This window comes from Nostoc linckia z4 (genome assembly GCF_002608075.1).
GTDB classification, from domain to species: Bacteria; Cyanobacteriota; Cyanobacteriia; order Cyanobacteriales; family Nostocaceae; genus Nostoc; species Nostoc linckia.
Genome location: NZ_LAHA01000009.1, coordinates 50,055 through 72,613 on the forward strand (window position 1 = coordinate 50,055; position 22,559 = coordinate 72,613).

The window sequence follows — 22,559 nt, forward strand, 5'->3', positions numbered from 1 at the left end:
CTGCCACATGAAAATTAAAAACACAAAATTTAATCTGGTGGAACAGGATTTGAACCTGCAACCTATGAATTGGCGATAACCCTCGATTCGTCGGCCTTTACAGGCAAGTTTGTGAACTAAGGACTATGGGTAATTAACCCGTTCATTGCTCTACCAGATTGAGCTACCCACCAAAAGACAATTCAAAATTAGGTTTTGGGTGGCGGAGCAGGACTCGAACCTGCGACCTCTCGAACCCTATTCGATAACCCTCATTCGTCGGCCTTTGCAGGCAAGGGGTGAACAAGGATGTTTTAGCGCTCTGCCGCTGAGCTACCCGCCACATGTATAAAGTTGGGAGTTAGGAGTTAGGAGTTTGGCGTAGTGGAGCGGGATTTGAACCCGCGACCTCCCGCTTGGCAGGCGATAACCCTCAATTCGTCGGCCTTTGCAGGCAAGTTGTGAAAAAAGGATATATTTAGGCGCTCTAGCCACTGAGCTATCCACTACATGAAAATTTTGGAGTTTGGATTTTAGGTTCAATGATGAACATCGCTTGTATTATTAATGTAGTATATGTAGTATTTAATGTCAAGTGTTTGGCAAACTAATTTATTTGTATTAGTGTAGCCAGGGGCGATCGCTATACTCCGATCTGAATCTAGCAAATCATTTTTGCCATTTTTTCAGTTAATAGTGTGCAATTTGTAGGGTTTTGGTGACTAGAAAACAATATTAAGAAAAGTTTTTGCCAGAAAATTTGCCAAAGGATACAAAAAAAGTCCAAATTTTTGCCAATATATTAGTATTAATTTTCCAAAATTCACTTGGCAAAAATCAGCATGAGTGAAAAATCCATAGAAGGTAACGGTAAGGCTTTTCTCGTTATACTTTTGCCCCTCTCGTTTTTGATTATTTTCCTGGTTGCAACCTGGAGAGTTTTACTAGCAGCAATTGTGCTGGTAATTGCTTTTAGGCTTTGGCAGGAATATCAATGGCAACAGTGGACTCGTCGAGTTAACCCCATTTTTCATCAGTTAGTTCGGGAAAATCAAGGCAAACTGACGCCAATGGACTTGGCCATCAAGGGTAATTTTCCTGGAACAACGGCAAAACGCTACTTAGATACTAAAGCTCAGGAATTTGGGGCTAGTATCGTAAATTCGGAAGACGAAAGTCAGTATTATTACTTTATAACTGGCAGTATTTTAGGCAACATTCTTGACAGTAGCGAACCTGTCAAGCAACTTCCTGCTCAACCAGTTACCAAAACTGCGCGATCGCTTTTAGCACCACCGCCACCAATAGCACAGGAGGAAGAACCAGAAGAAGAACCAGAAACAGAAGCACCCCCACAGCCTACCCATAACGAAGTTACACGAACCCTGGAAAAACAATTACTTTTTGGCTCTCTAATTCAATCTGAACTAGCCAAGCGCTTAAATGTGTATTCCAGCACAGTTTATAAACGGCGAAATGACCCAGAATTTCCAGAATGGAGTCGCAGCAGAGACCCTGATGGCATCGCTTGGTCATATTCGGAAAAAACTAAAGAGTTTTTCCCTGTGGAAGAATAAAAAGGCAAAAGGCAAAAGTAAACAACTTTAAAGTTTTACTTTTTAGTTTTGGTTTCTAAACCCACAGCTTCGCTGATGGAATTTAATCCGCTTTGTTCTAAATGGTCAAGCAAACCTTTAAGAATTCGGCGTACCATCAGTGGGCCTTCATAAATCCAGCCTGTATAAACTTGGATCAAACTAGCACCAGCAGTAATTTTTTCCCAAGCATCTTGTGGGGAAAAAATGCCACCAACACCGATAATCGGAATTTGTCCTTGAGTTTGTTGCCAAATAAAACGAATTACCTCAGTGGAGCGATGGCGCAATGGTTCGCCGCTAATTCCGCCAGCTTCTGACTGGGGTGATTTCCCAGTTTGCTCAATTACCTGAGTTTTGAGTTGATCGCGACTGATAGTAGTGTTAGTGGCGATAATTCCAGCTAGTTGGTAGGTTTTTGCTAGAGAAACAATGTCAGCGATCGCTTCCCATGTTAAATCTGGCGCTATCTTGACAAAAATTGGTTTTTGTGATGCGTTTTCTGTTTGTAATAATTCTAAGATGGCACTGAGCATAGCAGCATCTTGGAGCGATCGTAGTCCTGGTGTATTTGGGGAAGAAACATTAACAACAAAATAATCTCCCAAATCTTTAAGTAGGCGAAAACTATCAAGATAATCTTGTGCGGCTGCTTCTAGAGGAGTTACCTTAGATTTACCCAAATTTATTCCTATGGGTATTGACCGAGTTAACTCCTGTTTTTCTTGTGACAATCTTGCTGCCATTGCTGCTGCACCGCTATTATTAAAACCCATACGATTGAGAGCAGCTTTATCCAATGGCAAACGAAACAAACGGGGACGAGGATTTCCCGGCTGGGCATGAAAAGTTACAGTTCCCAATTCTGCAAAGCCAAAACCGAGGCTAGCCCAAATATTAGCAGCAACACCATCTTTATCAAACCCAGCGGCTAAACCTACGGGATTAGGAAACTTTAGCCCAAATAAACTTTGTTCTAGACGCGAATCGTATAAACACAAAGATTTTTCTAGACGGTGATTTACCCAACTTCCAGGAGGGTAAGTGCTTGTTTGTGATAGCCAATTCAAACTGCCAATTGTCTGCTGGTGTAACCATTCTGGGTCTGCTTTTACCAGATTGAAAAATAGTGGACGAATTGCAACTTGATAAATATCCATTAGCTTTTATGTAAACAGAATTCAGAACTCATACCATTTTGGATTTTAGATTTTAGATTTTGGATTGTGAAACAGTTAGTAGTAATCGCTTTTGGCTATACATCTGTCGCAATCATTTTTCAAATTGGTATCAGAATTCAGAACAGGACTTACGCAAAAATAACGTAATTCGGTCATTACGAGCTATAGCGTACTCCTACACAGAAGCAAGCTACGCACAGCGTCTCGTAGAGAAGTAATCCCCCCTGACGCTGGGATTGCTTCCCTACACTCCGTTTCGGTCGCAATGACAATATCGGCGTTGCGTAAGTCCTACAGAATTCAGAATCAATTAGAGTTTATTTGTGTTTCAATATCAGATTTGTAGGTTTGTTTGAGGTGTGAAACCCAAGGAATTTGTTGGGTTTTGGTTTGCTCAAACTAACATACAAGGTCAAGAGGCATACAAGCTTAAGACGCAAAATCTTTTAAGAACCCCAGCAAGGCTTGATTAACTACTTGGGGAGACTCCACACTTATCCAGTGACCAGCGCCAGGAATGATAACTTGTTCTTTCAAGTTAGGAATCAACTTGTTCATTTCATTCAAGTTCATTCCAGGAAACTGGAGTACTGCGTCTTTTTCGCCAGCAATAAACATAGCTGGTTGGGATATCTTTTTATTTTGCAGTTGGGGAGTAATTTCCATGTTTCGGTCAAGGTTGCGATACCAATTTAACCCGCCACGAAAGCCACTACGTTGATACTGCTCTACATAATAATCCAGATCCTCTTGGGTTACTCCCAATGCTTGCTCCTGGGAATCAAGTAACCCATCTAGAAAACCGGAGGTTGATGGCTTAAATTTGAAGAAAATTTCTTGAGCGTTGGAGCCGCTAGCACTAGCGTAAATCATCCGCAATGAACGGCGGATGTCGGTTTCCAATTCAGCTTCCGCAATTCCAGGCTTTTGGAAATAGACTATGTACCAAAACCGATCTCCAAAGTTCTCTTGTTTGGTCAATTCTCCCACTGGGTAACGAGAGTAGGGGACACTCATACCAACAACGGCATTTACTCGTTCTTCATGCAGTAATGCTGTGTTCCAAGCTACGGGCGCACCCCAGTCATGGCCGACAACAGTAAAATTTGCATATCCCAGAGCATCAGCAATGCCAACAACGTCTCCAGTTAAATGGATGATGTCATAAGCAGTAACTTCTTCCGGAGCATCGCTACCACCGTAACCTCGTTGGTCGGGAACAGCCACCTTGAAACCCGCTTCCACAAGTGGGTCTATTTGGTGACGCCACAAATACCAGCATTGAGGCCAACCGTGAAGCAAAATTACCAGAGGCCCTTCACCCTCAACAACTGTCCTGAGATTAACTCCGTTTGTTTTGATAGTGCGAAAGTTGCGTTGTTTCATAATTAAAGCCTTTTGTATTTCACCATTAACCTGTTAATAAGCGTTTTGGTGACTAGTTTAATAGCTGTGGCAATATTATTCAGAGTCCTTTTCTGGGCATCTTATATATTACAAGTTATGTAAAACGATAAATCAGATGGGGCAGCCGCAAAAAAACATAGCCGCTGAACAGCAGATCCTTTCATTGGGGCGTGTCCTCCAGAGCCTGAGGGAAGAAGATGATGTTGATGTTCTGATTCAAATTATTATTTCTTATCTTCAAGAACAGTTTGATTACAAACTTGTTTGGATTGCTCTTTACGATCGCCTGAATCATATACTGTTTGGTAAAGGTGGTATAATTCCTCACAAAGATACAAGCTTTTTACACCAAAAATTTGTTATTAGTCCTGGAGATTTATTAGAACAAATCGTGATTGAGCAGCATCCCTTGGGGGTAGCTGATTTGCGAGCTGAAACTCGCGCTGCTGAATGGCGAAAAATCGCAGAAAAGTTTCAAATTCAAGGAACAATTATTATACCAATTCGCTATAAAGACCGTTGCTTAGGTTTGTTGTTACTCGGTTCAGAGCGCTGGGGCTACTTACTGACAGGGGAAGCAAAAGCACGTTTAATGATGGTTTTAGGCGAACTCGGTGCAGTGCTTTATCAACATGAAGTGCAGTTGCAGCAAAAACAAGCCAAGCGAACTGATGAGCCATTATTAGAATTGCTAGAAAATTTACGCAACCTGAGTAAATTAAATCAAAAACTAGAAGCTGCGGTGCAAGCAACCCATAAATTTGTTTCTCCCAACCGCACAAATATCTACTGGTTTGAGCGGGAAGGACGCTATTTTTGGTGTCGTATGAGCAATCAACTTGTAAAAATCGATCCTAATTCTAGTACTCAGCCGGCAGCAGGAATGACAGTGCAGGAATTAAGCGATTTTTATTATGCTTTATCAGTTAACCAAATTGTTGTTATTGGTGATGCCCGCAGTTCCTTGAAAAGTCATTTTACAGCCAAATTGCTACAACGTTTGAAAGTGCGATCGCTTTTGGCGGCTCCAATTATTTGGCAAAAAAATTTGTTGGGGTTTTTGGCAGTAGAAAGTAATGAACCCCGGATTTGGACAGAGACAGATAAAAATTTTGTCCAAGGTGCAGCTGGCTTAATTTCGCTGATTGCTCCCCATGAAAACAGCGAAATTACCATCCAAAAAATTAAAGAAGATGCTCAACTTAATAGTCAAGTCGTCCAATGTATTTATAGCGAGTATGAACTTCAGGATACCTTACAAAATTGTGCCAAAAAAGTTTTAGATCGATTTGCTGCCACTCGCTTTTTGCTATTACAATACGACTCAGAACAAAATAATTATCAATTTATTTATCAAAGTCAGCCTCATAATCGCCGACCGTTAAAATTTGCCCTTGATTCTCTAAAAGAATTAGATGGCAAACTGTTGCAAAATTCTAATGAAGCAATTGAAATTGAGAATTTAGACGAAGACTTACGCTTTTTTAATTGGCGTGCTTTGTTGTTAGAGAATGGAACGCGATCGCTACTAATTTGCAAATGCCTCCAAGGTCAAATTCCACCAGCAATTTTAATCATTGCCCACGAAAATCATCGCTGTTGGACAACTCAAGAAAAAGAATTACTCTGGGCTATCAGCCAACAAATCGGTGTCATTATTCGTCAGTGGCAATTGCATAACCGCAACCAACACCAACAAAAAATTTCCCAAGCTTTTGAGAGAACTCTACAAACTCTCACAAAATCCTACAACAGCAAAATCGACCCCCAAAAAAAGGATCTAGAATGTACAGCACTAGAACAAATAGCAACGATTCTCGGCTGTCCCCTAGCGGTACTTTTCTCTTGGTCGTCTGGAGAACATTGGGCAGAAATTATACCTGGAGTCACAGCCAATAGCCAATTTGGAATTTTTGCTGGTGCATCAATTTCCACTAGCAATGAAGCATTAATTCAGTGGGCACTGGAGACAGAAAGTTACCTAACCCTGAAAGTAGAGGATTTACCTCCAGAAACTCGAAAATGGCTGAACACGCCAGATAAAGGTCAAATTTTTATTATGGCCTTACGTACTAATACAGAACATGAAACCACAGGTGTAGTTTTATTAGCAGACACTCAAGAACGCCGTTGGTCAGAACCAAGCCTGAATACCATAGCAAATTTGATTACTCAATTAGCTTGGTGGCGTCGTCAAAAGCAAATTAATCAACTTTTAGAGTCCACAACCGAAGAATTACGACAACTCAACTGGTACAAACATCGCCGCTTAGAAGAAATTCAAAGAATCACAGCGCTGTCTTTGAGTCAAATACGCGATTTAGGCATTCCAGCAAACGAATTAGCTCAGATGCGCTATCAATTGCTGCTAAGGCAATTAGACCACACAGCCACCTCCATGAGTGGATTACTCAAACTAGAACAATGGCAGCTACACAAAAGTTGGGAAACTATGCCCATAGCTAGTTTATTAAAGCGATCGCTCGAACGCATCGACAATTTACTCAAACAACAAAAACTCTGGATAGGCGTGCATGGTTTAGGACAACCGATTGAGGATGGAGAATCACCAAAAAGCTGTTTATTACCTAGAGGCGTTCCTAACTCCAACACTCAATTGGCAATGGCGATCGCAGGGGATATCATGAAAATTGAATTGGTAATCCATGAATTGCTGGTTAATGCCTGCAATCGTTCTCCAATCGGCGGTCGCATTGACATTTGGTGTCGGCGTTTAACTGACCATCAACCCACACAGACCAAGAAAAATCCATCACAATTGGGGCTAGATTCTGCTGTGAAAGTAAGTGCTAATAATGTGACATCCCTAGAACTGTCCATTACCCACAACGGCGTTATTGAAGCAGAGTTACTAACAGACTTACATGAAAATCTCCTCAAAGATGTCCTTGCTTCCTCTAACCTCAACCAACCACCAGGCCTGCACCTAATAATTTGCCAAAACCTGATGCAGGAACTAGGAGGAGAGTTGAATTTCTATCAATTACCCGATAATCGAGTAGTCAGCCGATTGCTTTTGCCGCTAGCAGCTAATGATTAGACTTCTAAGAGAAGTCGGGAAAAGGGGCAGGGGAAAGGGGGAAAGGTTTGGTATTTTACCTTTCCCCAATAAAGATGCATCCCAATACTTGTCGGTTAAGGGGGAAAGGGAAAGGGGAAAAGGGAAAGAAAAAACCTTTAACCCTTACCCGGTTGGTGAGCTTGTCGAACCATTAACCTTTTCCCCAAACCAAATTCCAGTTTAAAATCCAAAACCTGAGCAGTATTGAGATGCATCCCTTTGACCACAAGAGTATTTTTATAAAAATTAACAATGATTCACAAAAAGCTGATGCTTCCAGTGATATCGTCTCCGGCTAATAACTTACTATTAAAATCTCTCCGCGTCCCCGCGTCCCCGTGTCCCCGCGTCTCCGTGTCCCCGCGTCTCCGCATCCCCGTGTCCCCGCGTCAGCTTAAATCATAAATCTTTTAGGGTACATGATATGCCGGAAATATTATGGTTCAAGGGACAGTTTCTATGATTGGAAAAAAATTAGTTATCAGTTATGACTCATTGATTGGTACTAATGGCTGGAAATCACACGGTAAATTGATGAAAGATTTGTGTAGTAATTATAAGCACAGGCATCTGAACTGATAAGAATTGAAATACTTCAAATTCTATCGTGTGAAAATATTAGGAGTTATTCTACATACTTCACTAGTAGTAAATAGCGATGAGGATTCTTACATTATTTATACTTTTGTACGGAACTATTCACAAAAATTAGGTAAACCTTAACTGTGATTAATAATTTTCTACTTTGTAGAAAATAAATTTTCATCTAGAGTAGGACAAAGATACCTGCTGTGACTACAGAAATAAAAGCTAGATCCAGTCTCTGGCTTCTAGTTTTAGGAAACCAACTTTTATTCTGGAAAGTCTGGTTTCAAAATGGGTAACAGCACCATTCCCCATCAGCTCGATCACCTATGCTAAAAGTTATGCACTCGGCCACCAACTCAGCCACTCCAAATACCCAGTGGGAGGATTTAATCAAGCTTCCAGCTCCTAACACAGTTCAATGGGACAATATCAAAACCCAATTAGACTTGGTGCTGTTGGCACTAGAAACCTTAACTGGGATTGGTTCTGAGGCTATGCTTTCGGCGGCAACTGATTTGAATTTAGAGTCAAGAGTGCCAGACCGTGTAGCTTTATGGCGACTGCGCCAATCAAATCCGCTACGCAAAGGTCAAGGAGGGCGAAAAAAGCTAGATATAGAAGAAGCGCGATCGCTTGTTCTGATCGTCTGTTACCTTGCCAAACAGCACCAAGAATTGATTCGCCGCGCTGTTGGTTTGTTAGAACAAATGGCAGAAAGTAACCGGGAACCTCACCAGGCTGCTCTACTTGGAGATTATATTGATGCTTTTTGCAACACTTACCAAGAGCGGATGGAAGAGGACGAGCAAATCTCAACAGATTTACTTAACAACCTGGCACTAAAACTGCTTGTAGATTTACTTTTTTACAGTGCCCCTGGTGGGCATCGCCGTCTTTGGCTAGCACTTATAGACCGTTCTACAAAATTTTAAATTTGATTTTTGAGATTCCTCAACCAAAATTCGCCGATGTAAGTTTGCTAAGTCAAGAAACCTGTTTGAGCATCGCTAGCCCCTGGGTAATGCGCCATCAACATTGGTTCTTGTTTGCACATCAGTCTGGACAAAAAAAGAATCGATTATTTGCAAGCAACTGACTCGACTTTTGTCTATGACATGCTACCCATAGCTTACTTCGACCTAGTAGTAAGCAAAATCCCAAATAGTCTTCCTTGTTGTTCCTGCCATGCCTCTATCAAATACTGTGATTCGTCGCTACACACCTCCCACTTGCACGCTAGAAGTATTCGCGCAAAGTTCGCCTTTGTCGCGATGGATGGGAAGAACTGTCCTCAAGCAACTAACCTTTGAGCTACGTTTTGACGATCCCCGATTACCAGAAGAACACAGAGTTCCTATTCGAGGCGATCGCAATCAATTAGAAGCTTTGTGTGATGCAGTCACCAGCTATGTACAGCAATTCCTCCAACAGCCTCCAGAAAGCTTTTGGGTTAGTTTCTCTGGTACCCAAGAATCTAGCACGGCACTGAATGAACCAGAATTAGAGTTATCAACAAAAACATTAAATTCTTTTAATACCCCATTTACAGGGTCAAATATACATTTAGAACCCAGCAGCTATTTAACTCACAATCTATTTCTCGGTTCTCTCGCAAATCAAACATCCGGGCCAGTGATTCAACTGAGTTTGTTGCAATTATTCGATTTGGCAACTGCTTTAGACGAATACTCAACCAATGTTATGGCACTCCCAACTCTTAACACAAGGAGTTCAGATATGAGCTTCCCTGCTTGGGCACCTATCGCCGCAGTCTTAGTATTAGCGGTGGGTTTTTTACCTGTTACTTGGCAATATGCTAACAACATTAGGCAAAAACAACAGACAGCTAAAACATCAGATCCTACACAGGTGAAAACCGCCCTACAACCTTCATCTCCTCTCACCTTTCCCACACCCCAACCTGGAATCACTACCCCAGCAGATAATTTGCTTGGTTCCACCCCTCCACCGTCGGTGTCTAGTTTGCCCCAAACACCGCTAACAACCAATAATTCTAGTTTGCCTACCACACCATCTGTATTGCCTAATAATGCACTGGGCATACCTCCTTTAGCTCAGAGTCAAACTCCAATCTCACCAAACAATTCAGCTATCGCACCGTCTAGCAAAATCCCCGGACAAGAAATTGCCATACTCCCAAATCTGGGACAGAATCTTACAACCTCAAAAAATCCCCAAGCAGAAGCTCTCCCTAAGAGACGCAATTTACCCCCCAGCTTATCTTCTAATACACCCAACTTTTCACCCAACGTCTCCCCAATAGTTCCTCCCTCGGTTGCCACCATACCCAATAACAACCGTAGCAATGTCCCCAGCCAAACTTCGCCACTCAGCCCGTCGCAACAACTCGACGAAACAATCAGTGCCCTACAGGCAGCTGCTCCTGTAAATAAACTCCCCACAGAACAGCCTTCCTCTGTGACTCCTACTAGTAATCCATTCATCGATCGATTAGGGGATGGCAGCAAACCACCCACATCAAGACAAGTGGCAACCGGCACATTATTTGATACACCCCAGGTAGCAGAAGCCAGGGAATACCTGACAAAGCGCTGGCAACCACCGGCGGGATTAGGACAAACATTAGAATACAGTTTGATAGTCAGTGTTGATGGTACAGTAGAACGAATTTTTCCCCTGAATAAAGCAGCAAGAGAATACGTTGATAGCGCTGGAATGCCACAAGTTGGTCAACCCTTTGTTTCCGCTAATACCCGCGGACAAAACGTCAGAATTCGAGTTGTTCTCAGTCCTGATGGCAAGGTACAGACTTTTCCTGATGAGTAAGGCATCAAGCAATACCTTTGGGTTAACAAAGCGATCTACTGTATTGAGCTATAAAGCGCCTAACGCAGCATTTATATCATGTCCGCATAATTAGTTATGATTCCCATAGCCATTGCACCCCATTTCTTAATCCCCTCAGAGCCTGCGGGGAGGGGAGACAAAGCGTAGTAGCGTGATACAGCTAAAATAGTCCATTAGCTTGACTCTTGTGGGGTGGGCATCCTGCCCGCCCGGACGGGTGAGGACACCCATCCCACAAGAAATTTTATTGCAACATTTTAGTTGTGTCAGTCCAGTACAAACTTTGTACGAGTTTTTGTTTGCATTCCTGGCACCTTTGAGGGTTTTCTCTAGATATTCTGTGTTTAAGTTGTAGTGACTTCGGCAAATTTTGTTAAGAAACGGAAGGCTTTGAGGATATAGCTAGCACAATCTCTCGGAGAGGTATTATAAAACGATCGCCACGCATTGGCTTTATCTTCGTCATAGCGATCGCCTTTTTCTGGATAATGTTCTAACCATGCCAACCGCACTGCATGGCCAATTAAGACATCTAATACTATATATTCTTCGATTTGCAGTTGGGGATTATTGGCGGCGATGGCTGCTAATTCCATTAATGCTTCAATATTAACTTGGCGGTATTCTGGAGCTTCGATTTTATTCAGGAGATGCTCAATTAATAAAGCAAAATTTCTTTCTCCTGCTGTCATTTCTGACAACATTAATTCACTATCTAAACGATTGCGACGCTCTAATTTATCGCCAATTACCAAACCTTTGCAATGTTGCATTAATAACCAAACTTGCTTAAAAAAGTCTTTTGGTACCCGCCCCGTCCCCCCTTCTCCTTGGCGAAACCGCCGCCAACCACCAGAAGGAACTTGGATTTCTTCTGAAATTGCTGGTGACACCACCCAAGCAATATCGCTTTCTTTTTGTTTGACGTGCAATGATTCTTGCTGGCGTAACAAGTTACTCATACCAGTATATGCAGTTAATACCTGACGCAAGCGCATTTTCACCTCAAAGGGTGCAAGTTGCATTAAGTAATCATAAGCTTCATCTTGAGTGACATTTAATTCCCGTGCTAATTCGCTGGTAATTAATAAGATTAGATAGCCGACTCTCAGTGTCAGGAGTCCTTGAAATAGTTCTGGTTCGGATTTGATTAGAACTCCGAGATAAATTAAAATTTCCTGGGTAAGGACGCGATCGCGTATATCCTCACGACAAAAGTTACTAATTTTATCAGCAATTTCATCGTGGGACATGGGTACGGTAATTAAGGATGCTTCACTGTACGCTTTACCCACAGCGATTTGCTTACCTTGTACCAAAATACTCGTCACCGCATCTGATAAGCTGATATCAACCATCTTGCGTAACCCCGCAGCCCGACGTACCACGGCCCAAATGCCTAAATCTCCAGCTTTGGTATAAACTTCATCTAGTAAATCCCCTACGGTAACAGTATTTCCAGGGCCGCCATATCCTGTATTAAATTCGATTCCTTGCAAACGAGTCAAAGTTTGTAATAATTCAATTTGCTCGTAAAGATTTTCTGATGAGCGCAAATAAGAAAGCAATAATCCTAAGTTCGTTTCACATTCCATCTGAAATTCTTGAGTGTGACCCAAACGCCAATTTTTTTCAGGATGGTAACCTAGATAATAGCAACGTAGTCCGGTATTTTTGACTGGATATACAGAAAATTCTGCATCTTCGAGAAAATCAATTCTTTGGATTCCAGCTGTGAGCATTAACTGATTTAGCCGCCCTAATTTTACTCCCACACCGTTACAAATTCCATCTTTGAGTTCTTGCATCAATTCTAGTAATGCCTCAGAACCGATTTCTAACATGGTGTGGGTTAACATTAAAGTTAAAATAGGACGCCCTAAATCGCTCCAATATTTTTGAATGTAAGCTAATTCGCTTCTAATTTGAGCTATCAAAAAATGATAATCAAGGGTTAAGTAAAATTGTCGAGAATCGAGAAATGAGGGCAAAAATACAATTGTTTGATTGCGAATCCGAAATATTCTCGATGTTGTTAAACTCCGCAACCGTCGCACTGGACGGCCAGTTAAACCAAGTTTCGTGTTTCGTCCAATTTGGGTATAAATAGCTGAAAGTTCGCCAGCTTTTCTCACCTGGATTGGTTCTATTTGGGTTGGTGTTTGGGCTTCAATTCCATGCACTTCTAATTTGGCTTGTAAATCTTCATCTTCTGCTAGCAACGCAATTTGTACCAAAACTTCCCGTTGTTTGCCAACACACAAATGTCTGCCTAATGGATCGATATCACCAACTGCTATTAATCCTTCACTCAACATTTGACCAAGGAAGTATAAACTTTGTGCCCATACTAAGGGTATATTTTCATTGGGTAAACGTGGTTGAGTTTGGGGTGCTGTTCTTTCTGCTTCTACGTTTTGTGCCGGAACATAATAAAGTTCTGGCAGTAAATATAAATTATTTTGTTCGATCAGTAATGTTGATAAAAGTTCTTGGTATTTTGTAACTTGTTCTTTGTTGCCACAAAATAATCCATCTAAAACTAAATAAGTAAAAAATAACGGCCATTCGCATTCAATATGCTCGAATTGCTTTAGTTCCCAAGGTTCGTAGTGCAAGCGTTGGCTGTCTTCTAAAACGGTTTGGTGTCCATCACGTAGAAAACGTTTGCAGCCATATTTACCTGCAAGTTTGTTGATAATATCGTTTAAAGTGCGTTGGCGCAGTTGTAAGTCTTCCACTGCAAAGGCAGGATAACTAATAATACTCAACAATGCCGCGTCAATTTCTTTGGAACCAGATTCTCTAGGTAATAGCGATTCTAGAGTAATACGAGCGCGGGCAATTTCATCTGGTAGCACATGAATTACTGATGCTTGACTACCATGCACGCCAAACAAATCCAATCCATTCATCGCTTCTAAAGCTGCTTTTGCCATGCCTACGGAACTGGCATTTAACTCAGCATTACCACGATTAATTTTATTACCACGTTCCCAAATACCATAGTCTGGTGTGCGGTAAGCTCGTCCAATGTAGTAAACCAAATTTTGAACGAAATTAACTTCATCAATCGTATAAATAATTTGCAATCCCGTGGCGGTCATTTGCGCCAACATCAGTAAAAATAAAGATGTGGCATCAAGTTGTAAATGACCCCATTCATCATCACCAACAACAATGTCTCCTGTGCTGGTATTGTATTTGGCGTGCAGTCCATCCAGTAAAGATTGAGTATGTTTAAATTTCTCTACTTTATGAGCTTGCCGCATCATTGCAAACAGTAACCCGCGCATCAACTTGATGACACTATGTTCTAATTCGTAACTATGTCCTTGGCGATCGTCAATTTTGCGGTATGCAAGTGCTAAACCCCAAACTGCCAAAATACTGTAAACATTGTCTCGCACCCAGGCATCAGTATAATCGCCGTGGGCTGTAATTGCTGTACTCGCAGGTAGTAAACCTGTGATTGGATTTTGCCGAGTGAGAATAATCGTCTTTATTTGTTGATAATAATACTCTAGGCGAGTTAGCAATTCGGTAGATGTTTTCATAATTTTGTTTGGCAGAGGAGCTTGCAAAGTTCGGTGCTGTGGCTGTGAGGCGAACAATCTAAACCTAATTTGGAATAAGTTTTGTAATGGTTGATGGGAAACAGCCCAGGGTGGTGTGAGTTTCTTATTATCTCGCGTTAACAGCCCTCTAGGTACTGAATTTTAGCGAAGTCGGACTCAAATACAAAATTTATTCAAATCTTCATTGATACTGAGATAATTTTATACTTAGTTTATTTTATTTTTGATAAATTAAAAAGTAAAAAATATTCCATTGCTATTTGTTGACTGTTCACAGTTAACAGTTAACAGTCAACCCTTTAAGCAGAATAATTTATTTTTTGCAGTTCCCTAAGGAGATTAATTATGTCTCTGCGTTACAACGAAAATCATGCTCAATTAGTGAAAGTAGTTTACTCCCAAGTGAGAGTTAATGGCAAAATTGAATTAGTACCACTAGAGCTATACGCTGATGGTTCACTTAAGCGTTCTATTGGGTAAGTGAAAGTTAAAAATCTCCATTGTTACCTCAAGCAAACCTAGTTTTTTATTTTGTCATAAACATCTGTCCAAGCCTCTTCATTTTTTATATGCAAGAGGCTTTGAATTTTGTGCAAAAAGCCCTTGGTTTAGTAAATAGGAAAACGCCAAATTTTAAAATCAAGGAATTTTAAACAGGACATATTAAAATATCGTGGCCAGCCAGCCCCGCTTTAAATGTTAATTTGACCTATCCATAATTCAAATTAGCAACAAAAAGTCCGATTATTCAGGCAGTTTTTTTGCCATTCCCTCTTGTTTATGGCTTGAAAAAATCTTAGTAACCGCAGGATAGACTAGAAAAACATACTGTTATTATACGTTTGAATTGATTTATCTGAATTATCTAAATTCACCAAGTTTACTAGGAAAAATATTGATTAGCTTGACACAGATGCTAAGAGTAGTAAAATCTACTTTAAGTTACGCGAAAATTACCTGAAAATCAAGGCTTGAAGTTGGTTACTGGTGAAGAATGTCACAAATTCTCGATAATATTACCCAGTATCTACCGGAGATGGCGATTCCGGGTTAGGATGATGACTAGCGATGCCCTGATTGGATATCGATATTGAATTATTGAGATTTTATGGGCCAAAGTCCCCAAGATGGCAGTATCAACCTCCTCTAAGCTGGTGAGGCAGTCTCCCAGCGCGGGGGAGATATTAGGAGGTATGTATTATGCTCACACAGGAACTCCGGGATGCACTGATTGATGCTACCGATTTAAATCAGTTGAAATGGGATTTGAATCGGTTACAACCAGTGGATGTAGGGGAATATATTGCACAATTGCCTGAAAAACAAAGAGCGATCGCATTTCGGTTACTCAACAAAAATCAGGCAATTGATGTATTTGAATATCTGCCAACAGAGGTACAGGAAGAACTAATTAATTCCCTACATGATGTACAAGTGGCGCAGCTTGTAGAAGCCATGAGTCCTGATGAACGAGCAGAATTATTTGATGAATTACCAGCTGGAGTAATTAAACGGCTGTTAAAGGAATTGAGTCCAGAACAAAGGCAAGCCACAGCCACAATTCTCGGTTATCCAGAAGGCACTGCTGGGCGAGTGATGACCACTGAGTATGTCCGCTTACGAGAAGGATTAACAGTAGGTGAAGCTCTCAGTAAAATCCGCCGTCAAGACGAAGACAAAGAAACAATTTACTACGCCTACGTTACAGACGATAACCGGACATTGGTGAGAGTAGTTTCACTGCGCCAGCTGTTGTTTACCTTCCCTGATGTTTATATCAGAGATATTGCCAGCGATCGCGTCATTAAGGTGAGAACCGAAACCCCCCAAGAAGAAGTCGCCCAAATCATGAAGCGCTACGACTTAATCGCCATTCCCGTAGTTGACCGGGAAGACCGATTGGTGGGTATTGTCACCATTGATGATGTCATCGATATTTTGGAAGAAGAAGCCACACAAGATATTCAAAAATTGGCGGCTGTCAGTGGTGATGAAGGAGCTTTGTCCCCTCCTCTACTCACCATCCGCAACCGCTTACCTTGGCTGTTGGGCATCATGGCCTTGTATATTGGTGCGGCAAGCGCCATCGCTCCTTTTCAGTCTGTAATTTCCGCAGTGCCGGTGCTTGCAGTGATCATGCCAATTTTTTCTAATACCGGTGGTACTGTAGGAATCCAAGCATTAACTGTGACCATCCGGGGCTTGGGAGTGGGAGAGGTGACACCCAAAGACACTGTGAAAATTCTCCGCAAGGAAATTTTCGCTGGTTTGGGTACAGCGATTGCTTTAGCCACAACGATGATTCTGCTTTCTTTGATTTGGGCGCGACCCCAAGAACGATGGGTGGCTTTAATTGCTGGTACAGTTATGGCAACAAATACAATAGTGGCCGTGACTCTTGGGACTTTACTACCAATGGCCTTGAAACGCTTGAAGCTCGACCCGGCCTTGGTTAGCGGCCCATTAGTGACTACAATGCTAGATACAATTGGATTTTTAACATTCCTGAGCCTAATTTCTGTAGCTTTAAACGTTTTTAAATTACCAACATGAGGGGATTGGGGCATTGGGCAAGCAGGAAGTGTGGGGAGATGGGGAGATGAGGAGATGGGGAGAGAATTTCACCCCACCACCCCATCACCCCACCCCCCATTTGCCATGCCCTATGCCCCGTGCCCCATGCCCAATATTAGAATATGCCTACAACAACCTGGAATCGTCACCACGTTCTTTCCCTCGCTGACTTCAAATCGGCTGAATACGATACAGTTTTGCAAACTGCTGCATCTTTTCAAGAGGTGCTATCGCGGCGGACGAAGAAGGTACCAACTTTGCAGGGACAAGTGGTGGCAAATTTATTTTTTGAACCTTCTACCCGCACCCGGAGCAGTTTTGAACTTGCTGCTAAACGCTTGAGTGCCGATACATTGAACTTTGCCGCAGCTACGTCTTCCATGACTAAGGGAGAAACAATTCTCGACACAGCCAAGACTTATTTGGCTATGGGCACTGATATTATGGTAGTCCGGCATAAGGAGGCCGGAGTACCAAATGCCATCGCTGCTGAAATGGATCGTTTGGGTGTAAAAGTTAGCGTCCTGAATGCCGGTGATGGTCAACACGAACATCCTTCCCAAGCACTGCTAGACTTATTTACCATTTGTAGTTTAATTGACCCCAATCATCCGCGACTGGAACTTTTACAGGGTAAAAAAATTGCGATCGTTGGGGATATTTTGCATTCTCGTGTGGCGCGATCGAATATCTGGAGTTTTATCGCCAGTGGTGCCCAAGTACACCTCGCTGCGCCACCCACGCTTTTACCGAAGTTATTCGCCGAATATATCTTCGAGGAATCAGAACTCAGAAGTCAGAATTCAGAATTCACAACTCAGGAGTTCATTACCTCTTCATCCCCCTCATCCCCCCCCACACCCCAATTATTTCTTCATTGGCAACTAGAACCAGCTTTACAGGACGCCGATTTTGTGATGACTTTGCGCTTGCAAAAGGAACGAATGACTGCTCATTTATTGCCGAGTTTGCGAGAATATCATCAACTATTTGGCATCACAAGCACAAAGCTGCAACTTTGTAAACCTCATGTTAAAGTTTTGCATCCAGGGCCAGTAAACCGTGGTGTGGAAATTAGTTCTGAATTGATGGATGACCCGGAATTTAGTCTCATTCAATCGCAGGTTACCAGTGGTGTTGCTGTTCGGATGGCATTACTGTATTTATTGGGTAGTGGTAAAGCTTAATAATAAGACAAAATCAAGTTAAATCCTGGCAATACATTTTCACCCGATAATTCTGTGGGTAGATTTCGCACTTCTACGTTTTGTCCTTGGCAGTAAATTTCTACTTGCTGCTGTTGAGGATTAATTAACCATCCTAATTTCACGCCTGCATCGAGATATTCTTGCATTTTCTGACGCAGCATTTGTAAATCATCTGTTGCTGACCTTAATTCAATGACAAAATCCGGTGCAATGGGGGGAAATTTACGTCTTTGTTCCGGAGTGAGTGCTTCCCAACGTTCTCGTTGAATCCAAGCGGCATCAGGAGAACGGTCTGCTCCATTGGGTAATTTAAATATAGTAGAGGAGTTAAAAGTATAACCGAGAGCAGTTTGCCGATTCCAGATGCCCAAATCAATAATTAAGTCGGCTTCACGGTTACCACTTTCTCCTCCAACAGGCGGCATAATTATCAATTCTCCCTTAGCCGTTCGTTCAAATTGCAACTCGCGGTTATTTTGACATAACTGATAGAACTGTTCGTCTGTGAAGTGAACGGTGTCTAGGTTTAATGTCAATGAGGTGGTAACCATAAAGTGAATTGCAATAGTGGCTACTGAGGATTTTGCGAAAATTTACGGTGTTAGATGCCCTAATTTTCACCAATTATTTTGGATTATATATGCCTAAAGTTATTGATAACAATCTTTTGATTTTAATCCCATAGGATTATTTGAGGACAAAATACATAATCTTAGAGAAATTTTCTATTATTCCCATCGCATGAAGACGCAACCATATCATTTTGGGAAAATTTAAGTATAGAAGTCAAGAATTGCATGACTTTTAGTAGTGTCGGAGGTAAATAAATATGAAACCAATATTTTTGACGGCAGCAGCTTTACTCACTACGCTATCTTTTGCTGCTCCTATTTCCGTCAAAGCTGAAAACTCCGCCCCTGTCCGGCGTTTGCTGGAAACTAGAGAATGTTTTGGATGCGATTTAACAGGAGCAAATCTCAAAGGCGCTCATCTCATAGGGGTTGACTTGAGAAACGCAAACTTGAAAGGTGCAAACTTAGAAGGTGCAAACTTAGAGGGTGCTGATTTAACTGGTGCTAATTTGAGTTCTGCTAATCTCACAGATGCCTTTGTTAGCGGTACTAGCCTCAATAATGCTAATCTCACCAATGTTGATTTTACTAATGCCCACTTATATAATGCCGAGGTCGATGGGGCTATTTTAGCTAATATCGATTTAACTGGTGCTGATGTGTTTAATACTGCTATTAGTGTTGGTGGTGAATATTAATCAATTTTGGATTTTGGATTTTGGATTTTGGATTGAGTTTGTGTATAAACTCAGGTATTTGTCAAACAAGTTTCGATTTTAGATTTTGCGAAATAGACCTTTTTAAATTTTGGATTTGGAATCTTACAATCCAAAATCCAAAATCTAAATTCTCAAATTTATTCCCCAGTAATCGCTAGTTCATTAACCCAAATTCTGGGACAAATTCCTGCTGGTGTTAACTCCACCTCTTTTTCTATGTAAATAATTGACTTCAAGAGTTCCAAGAAATCGCCGGCTATGGTTGCTGACTCAATGCTAGTCTTCACACCTTTGTTAACTAACCAACCATCAAACGGCAAAGAAAACGAACCTTGGAGAGATTTTACTCCTGCATGGAGGGCGCGGACATCATCAATCAAAATCACGTTTTCCGCAGTTTCTAAGCTGAATTGTTCCTCAGGGGTTGCTGTTGTAAAAACGTGATAAAAATTCGGACTGACGCTGACTTTTGCCCCAATGCTGGCGTTACCTGTAGGTTGAGCATTTAACCTTTTGGCAGTGCCGGCACTATGGAGAAAGCTTTTCAAAATGCCATTTTCAATGAGCGAAGTTTGACGAGTGGGAGTACCTTCACCATCAAAACTTTCTGCACCTATGTTAGCTGGATGTAGTGCATCGTCATAAACTGAAAGCAGAGGAGAAGCAATTTGCTTACCTATATCTTCAGGAGTAGATAAACTTTGTTTATCCAATATACTTTGGGCATTAAATAAGTTAGAAAAAGCCCCCAACAAACTTAAAAAAGCTTCTGGTGAAAAAACTACTCGATATTTACCACTGGTAATTTTTTCATAATTCAAGTGGCTAATAGTTTTATCTGCGGTTTCTTTGATGCAACCATTGATGTCTAGTTTATCTAAACTATGGTCGATTCTAAAAGCACCTGCACTGCGAGGTTTTTTCCCTTCTTCTTCTGTTTTGCTGTAAAGATAAATCGATGCTAAAGAATGAGATTCCTTTCTTAGGGCACCGTCGCTATTGAGATAAAATCTATCAATATCTCTTTGGGCTAAGCTATTATACGGTACACCTTTAATTGCTGGATGGGCTGTCAATAATTCTTTTTCAGCTACCAATAGTTTTTCTATCAGTTCAGCTACGGGTGCTTGGGGTGTTTTATTTTCAGGTTTATCGGGAATAGGAATAGTGGCTTCTGGGCTAAAATCAGGGACATTTTCTTTAACACCAAAAAAGCTTGCTTCGTAGGCAGTTTTCAAAGCTAATTCTAATCCTTTGGGGTCTACGTCTGTGGTGCTGGTGACACCCATTGTATTATCTTCATTCCAGACACGAACGGTAACACCAGAGCGATTTGAAGCTTTGACTTGTTTTGGCTCTCCTTTATCTACTTGCACGCTGGTATCATCCACTGTTGAGCCGTAGATGTCAAATTTTTTGATGCCAAGTTTATCAGCATTTTCCTTGGCGTAATTTGCAATTTCATTAATATTCGGCATGACCAATTTTAGATTTTGGATTTTAGATTTTAGATTGACGGAGATTTAATTTTGAATATTAGATTTAGGATTTTGGATTTTAAGGTATTGCACATAAAACTCTCATAGTTTGGGCGGACAAGATGCCCACCCCACAAGAAATATAGAGTTTAATATTATGCAGATTTAGATGTAGTTTTGGCTGGTTGAAAATCCAAAATCAAAATCTAAAATCCCAAATTCTTATCTTCCGCCTACAGTAATAGAATCAACTTTGATGTGTGGTTGTCCGACTGTGGTGTAAATACTGCCACTCACAGAACCACAAAAACCAGGGGCAATTTCTAAATCTTGGGAACACATGGAAATTTTATTCATAATTTCTGTGGCTTCACCAATCAAAATTGCTCCTTTTAATGGCTTGGTAATTTTGCCATTTTCAATCAAATAAGCTTCATCAACACCAAAGTTAAATTGACCTGTGGCACCAACGCTACCACCACCCATTTTTTTACAGTAAATGCCTTTATCAATAGAGGCAAATATATCTTCAATGGTGTAGTCGCCAGAATCAATATAAGTATTACGCATCCGGCTAGCGGCGGCAAAGGTGTAGTTTTGGCGGCGTCCGCTTCCGGTTCTGGGGTGTCCGGTGAGTGTGGAACCTGTTCTATCCGCTAAAAAGTTTTTGAGAACGCCTTTTTCAATTAATAAGGTTCTTTGGGCGGGCATACCTTCGTCATCCATATCAATTGTTCCGAAGGCATTATCAGAACGTCCTTCATCCCAAGCTGTTAAACTTTCGTGGGCAATTTTTTCGCCTTTTTTATCAGCAAAGGGAGAGGTATTGCGTTCAATTTGAGTGGTTTCTAGGAGGTGTCCGCAGGCTTCGTGGAAGATTACGCCGCCAAAGTGATTGGCCATAATAATAGGATAAGTTCCTGATTCCACGTAATCTGCATAGAGCATTTTACCAGCGGATTCTGAGATTTTTTCAGCAGCTTGTTGATAATCCCAGGTTCTGAGGAAGTTGGCATCGCTAGTGTTACCGGCGCGATCGCCAATTGAGGTACGATTAGCACCATCGGCACACAACAAGTTAAAGCCTACTGATTGAGTGAGGCGGATGTCACGGGCAAAAGTACCATCGCTGGCGGCCACTAGAACTTCTTGCCAATCTCGAAAATAACTAGCACGCCGTGATTGCACATGGCTGGCTTTTTGTTTCAGGTAAGCAGTGCCATCTAAAAGGACTTCTCCCATTTCGCGGATGGAACTACACGCAGGTAACCAGGCATCTTTACCTCTTTTGCTGGCGTAATCTCTCAGTAATTCGAGGTTGATTTCTGGAATGAAGGAACTAGGTGCGGGTAAGTGTAACCCTAAAATCGAAAGACCTTTTTCTAAGGCTGCTTTCAAACCCGAAAAAGAAAGGTTATTGGTACTGACGTAGCAGTCGGCTTTACCGCGAAAGACTCTGACTCCCGCCCCTGTAGACAAACTCGGTGAAATGCTGGTGATGGCGTCGTCTTCTGCAAGAGAACTAATGTAGTTGCGGCGTTCTAAGAAGAATTCGATGAAGTCAGCACCGGCGGCGCGTCCTAGTCCCAGGAGGGTAGCCAGTGGGGCTTCCCAGGTTTCATCGAAACGCTCTGGGGTGGAAGAATATTGTAGAGTGGGAAGTTGATTCGAGAGAAGTAGCGTACTTGTAAGCATGGGTAGCCTCGTCTGCTGGCGTAATTCAGAGGTTTGACTGAAAAATCCTGGTGTGTTCAGTCTAACAAATGAGG

General features: G+C 41.6%; 15 protein-coding genes and 3 tRNA genes. 9 read left to right on the top strand and 9 right to left on the bottom strand.

Annotated features, from left to right (window positions below; all coding sequences use genetic code 11):
• Window positions 1-34 precede the first annotated feature (34 nt).
• The 3 genes from VF06_RS40550 to VF06_RS40560 form a co-directional block, all read right to left on the bottom strand.
• Window positions 35-173 (bottom strand) — tRNA-OTHER (locus tag VF06_RS40550).
• A 23-nt stretch (window positions 174-196) separates the two neighbouring features.
• Window positions 197-322, bottom strand: a tRNA-OTHER gene (locus tag VF06_RS40555).
• Window positions 323-356: 34 nt separating this feature from the next.
• Window positions 357-489: transfer RNA gene (locus VF06_RS40560), tRNA-OTHER, on the bottom strand.
• Window positions 490-821: 332 nt separating this feature from the next.
• Here VF06_RS40560 and VF06_RS09930 point away from each other — a divergent pair.
• A complete protein-coding gene (locus VF06_RS09930; protein ID WP_099067097.1) occupies window positions 822-1,556 on the top strand; it encodes a hypothetical protein in 735 nt (244 codons plus the stop codon).
• Window positions 1,557-1,591: 35 nt separating this feature from the next.
• Here the strand turns inward: VF06_RS09930 and VF06_RS09935 are convergent, their stop codons facing one another.
• Window positions 1,592-2,734, bottom strand: a complete 1,143-nt coding sequence (locus VF06_RS09935) for a quinone-dependent dihydroorotate dehydrogenase (RefSeq protein WP_099067098.1) — start codon at window positions 2,732-2,734, stop codon at window positions 1,592-1,594.
• A gap of 450 nt (window positions 2,735-3,184) precedes the next feature.
• Complete coding sequence (locus tag VF06_RS09940; protein ID WP_099067099.1) at window positions 3,185-4,141, bottom strand: alpha/beta fold hydrolase; 957 nt, start codon at window positions 4,139-4,141, stop codon at window positions 3,185-3,187.
• A 136-nt stretch (window positions 4,142-4,277) separates the two neighbouring features.
• Here VF06_RS09940 and VF06_RS09945 point away from each other — a divergent pair, with 136 nt between their 5' ends.
• The 3 genes from VF06_RS09945 (at window position 4,278) to VF06_RS09960 (ending at window position 10,640) form a co-directional block, all read left to right on the top strand.
• Complete coding sequence (locus VF06_RS09945; protein WP_099067100.1) at window positions 4,278-7,223, top strand: sensor histidine kinase; 2,946 nt, start codon at window positions 4,278-4,280, stop codon at window positions 7,221-7,223.
• Between the two features lie 935 nt (window positions 7,224-8,158).
• Window positions 8,159-8,764, top strand: a complete 606-nt coding sequence (locus VF06_RS09955; protein ID WP_099067102.1) for a DUF3038 domain-containing protein — start codon at window positions 8,159-8,161, stop codon at window positions 8,762-8,764.
• Between the two features lie 253 nt (window positions 8,765-9,017).
• Entirely contained in the window at window positions 9,018-10,640 is a 1,623-nt protein-coding gene (locus VF06_RS09960; protein ID WP_099067103.1) for a DUF4335 domain-containing protein, read from the top strand.
• 365 nt (window positions 10,641-11,005) lie between these two features.
• Here the strand turns inward: VF06_RS09960 and VF06_RS09965 are convergent, their stop codons facing one another.
• A complete protein-coding gene (locus VF06_RS09965; RefSeq protein WP_099067104.1) occupies window positions 11,006-14,218 on the bottom strand; it encodes a glycoside hydrolase family 15 protein in 3,213 nt (1,070 codons plus the stop codon).
• Between the two features lie 366 nt (window positions 14,219-14,584).
• Between VF06_RS09965 and VF06_RS42555 the strand changes: the two genes are divergently transcribed.
• The 4 genes from VF06_RS42555 to VF06_RS09975 all read left to right on the top strand — a co-directional run bounded on the left by VF06_RS42555 (window position 14,585) and on the right by VF06_RS09975 (window position 18,000).
• Window positions 14,585-14,719 carry a hypothetical protein gene (locus tag VF06_RS42555; RefSeq protein ID WP_257207512.1) on the top strand — a complete coding sequence of 45 codons (135 nt, stop codon included), beginning with the start codon at window positions 14,585-14,587 and terminating at the stop codon, window positions 14,717-14,719.
• Between the two features lie 720 nt (window positions 14,720-15,439).
• Window positions 15,440-16,792, top strand: a complete 1,353-nt coding sequence (mgtE, locus tag VF06_RS09970) for a magnesium transporter (protein WP_099067105.1) — start codon at window positions 15,440-15,442, stop codon at window positions 16,790-16,792.
• A 46-nt stretch (window positions 16,793-16,838) separates the two neighbouring features.
• Window positions 16,839-16,982, top strand: coding sequence for a hypothetical protein (locus VF06_RS40565; protein WP_180267295.1), 144 nt, complete (start codon window positions 16,839-16,841; stop codon window positions 16,980-16,982).
• On the top strand, window positions 16,936-18,000 hold the full coding sequence (locus VF06_RS09975) for an aspartate carbamoyltransferase catalytic subunit (RefSeq protein WP_099067106.1): 1,065 nt from the start codon (window positions 16,936-16,938) through the stop codon (window positions 17,998-18,000). The genes VF06_RS40565 and VF06_RS09975 overlap by 47 nt, the downstream gene beginning before the upstream one ends.
• Here the strand turns inward: VF06_RS09975 and VF06_RS09980 are convergent.
• Window positions 17,997-18,572: a Uma2 family endonuclease gene (locus tag VF06_RS09980; RefSeq protein WP_099067107.1), complete on the bottom strand. Its 576-nt coding sequence runs from the start codon at window positions 18,570-18,572 to the stop codon at window positions 17,997-17,999. The genes VF06_RS09975 and VF06_RS09980 overlap by 4 nt on opposite strands.
• Window positions 18,573-18,850: 278 nt before the next feature.
• On the opposite strand from VF06_RS09980, the gene VF06_RS09985 reads away from it, so the two are divergent.
• Complete coding sequence (locus VF06_RS09985) at window positions 18,851-19,291, top strand: pentapeptide repeat-containing protein (RefSeq protein WP_099067108.1); 441 nt, start codon at window positions 18,851-18,853, stop codon at window positions 19,289-19,291.
• A 158-nt stretch (window positions 19,292-19,449) separates the two neighbouring features.
• On the opposite strand, the gene VF06_RS09990 is transcribed toward VF06_RS09985, so the two are convergent.
• Both VF06_RS09990 and VF06_RS09995 read right to left on the bottom strand, forming a co-directional pair.
• Window positions 19,450-20,790: a TldD/PmbA family protein gene (locus tag VF06_RS09990; RefSeq protein ID WP_099067109.1), complete on the bottom strand. Its 1,341-nt coding sequence runs from the start codon at window positions 20,788-20,790 to the stop codon at window positions 19,450-19,452.
• A gap of 222 nt (window positions 20,791-21,012) precedes the next feature.
• The gene (locus VF06_RS09995; RefSeq protein WP_099067110.1) at window positions 21,013-22,485 is read right to left on the bottom strand and encodes a TldD/PmbA family protein; all 1,473 of its coding nucleotides are present in this window, start codon (window positions 22,483-22,485) and stop codon (window positions 21,013-21,015) included.
• Window positions 22,486-22,559 lie beyond the last annotated feature (74 nt).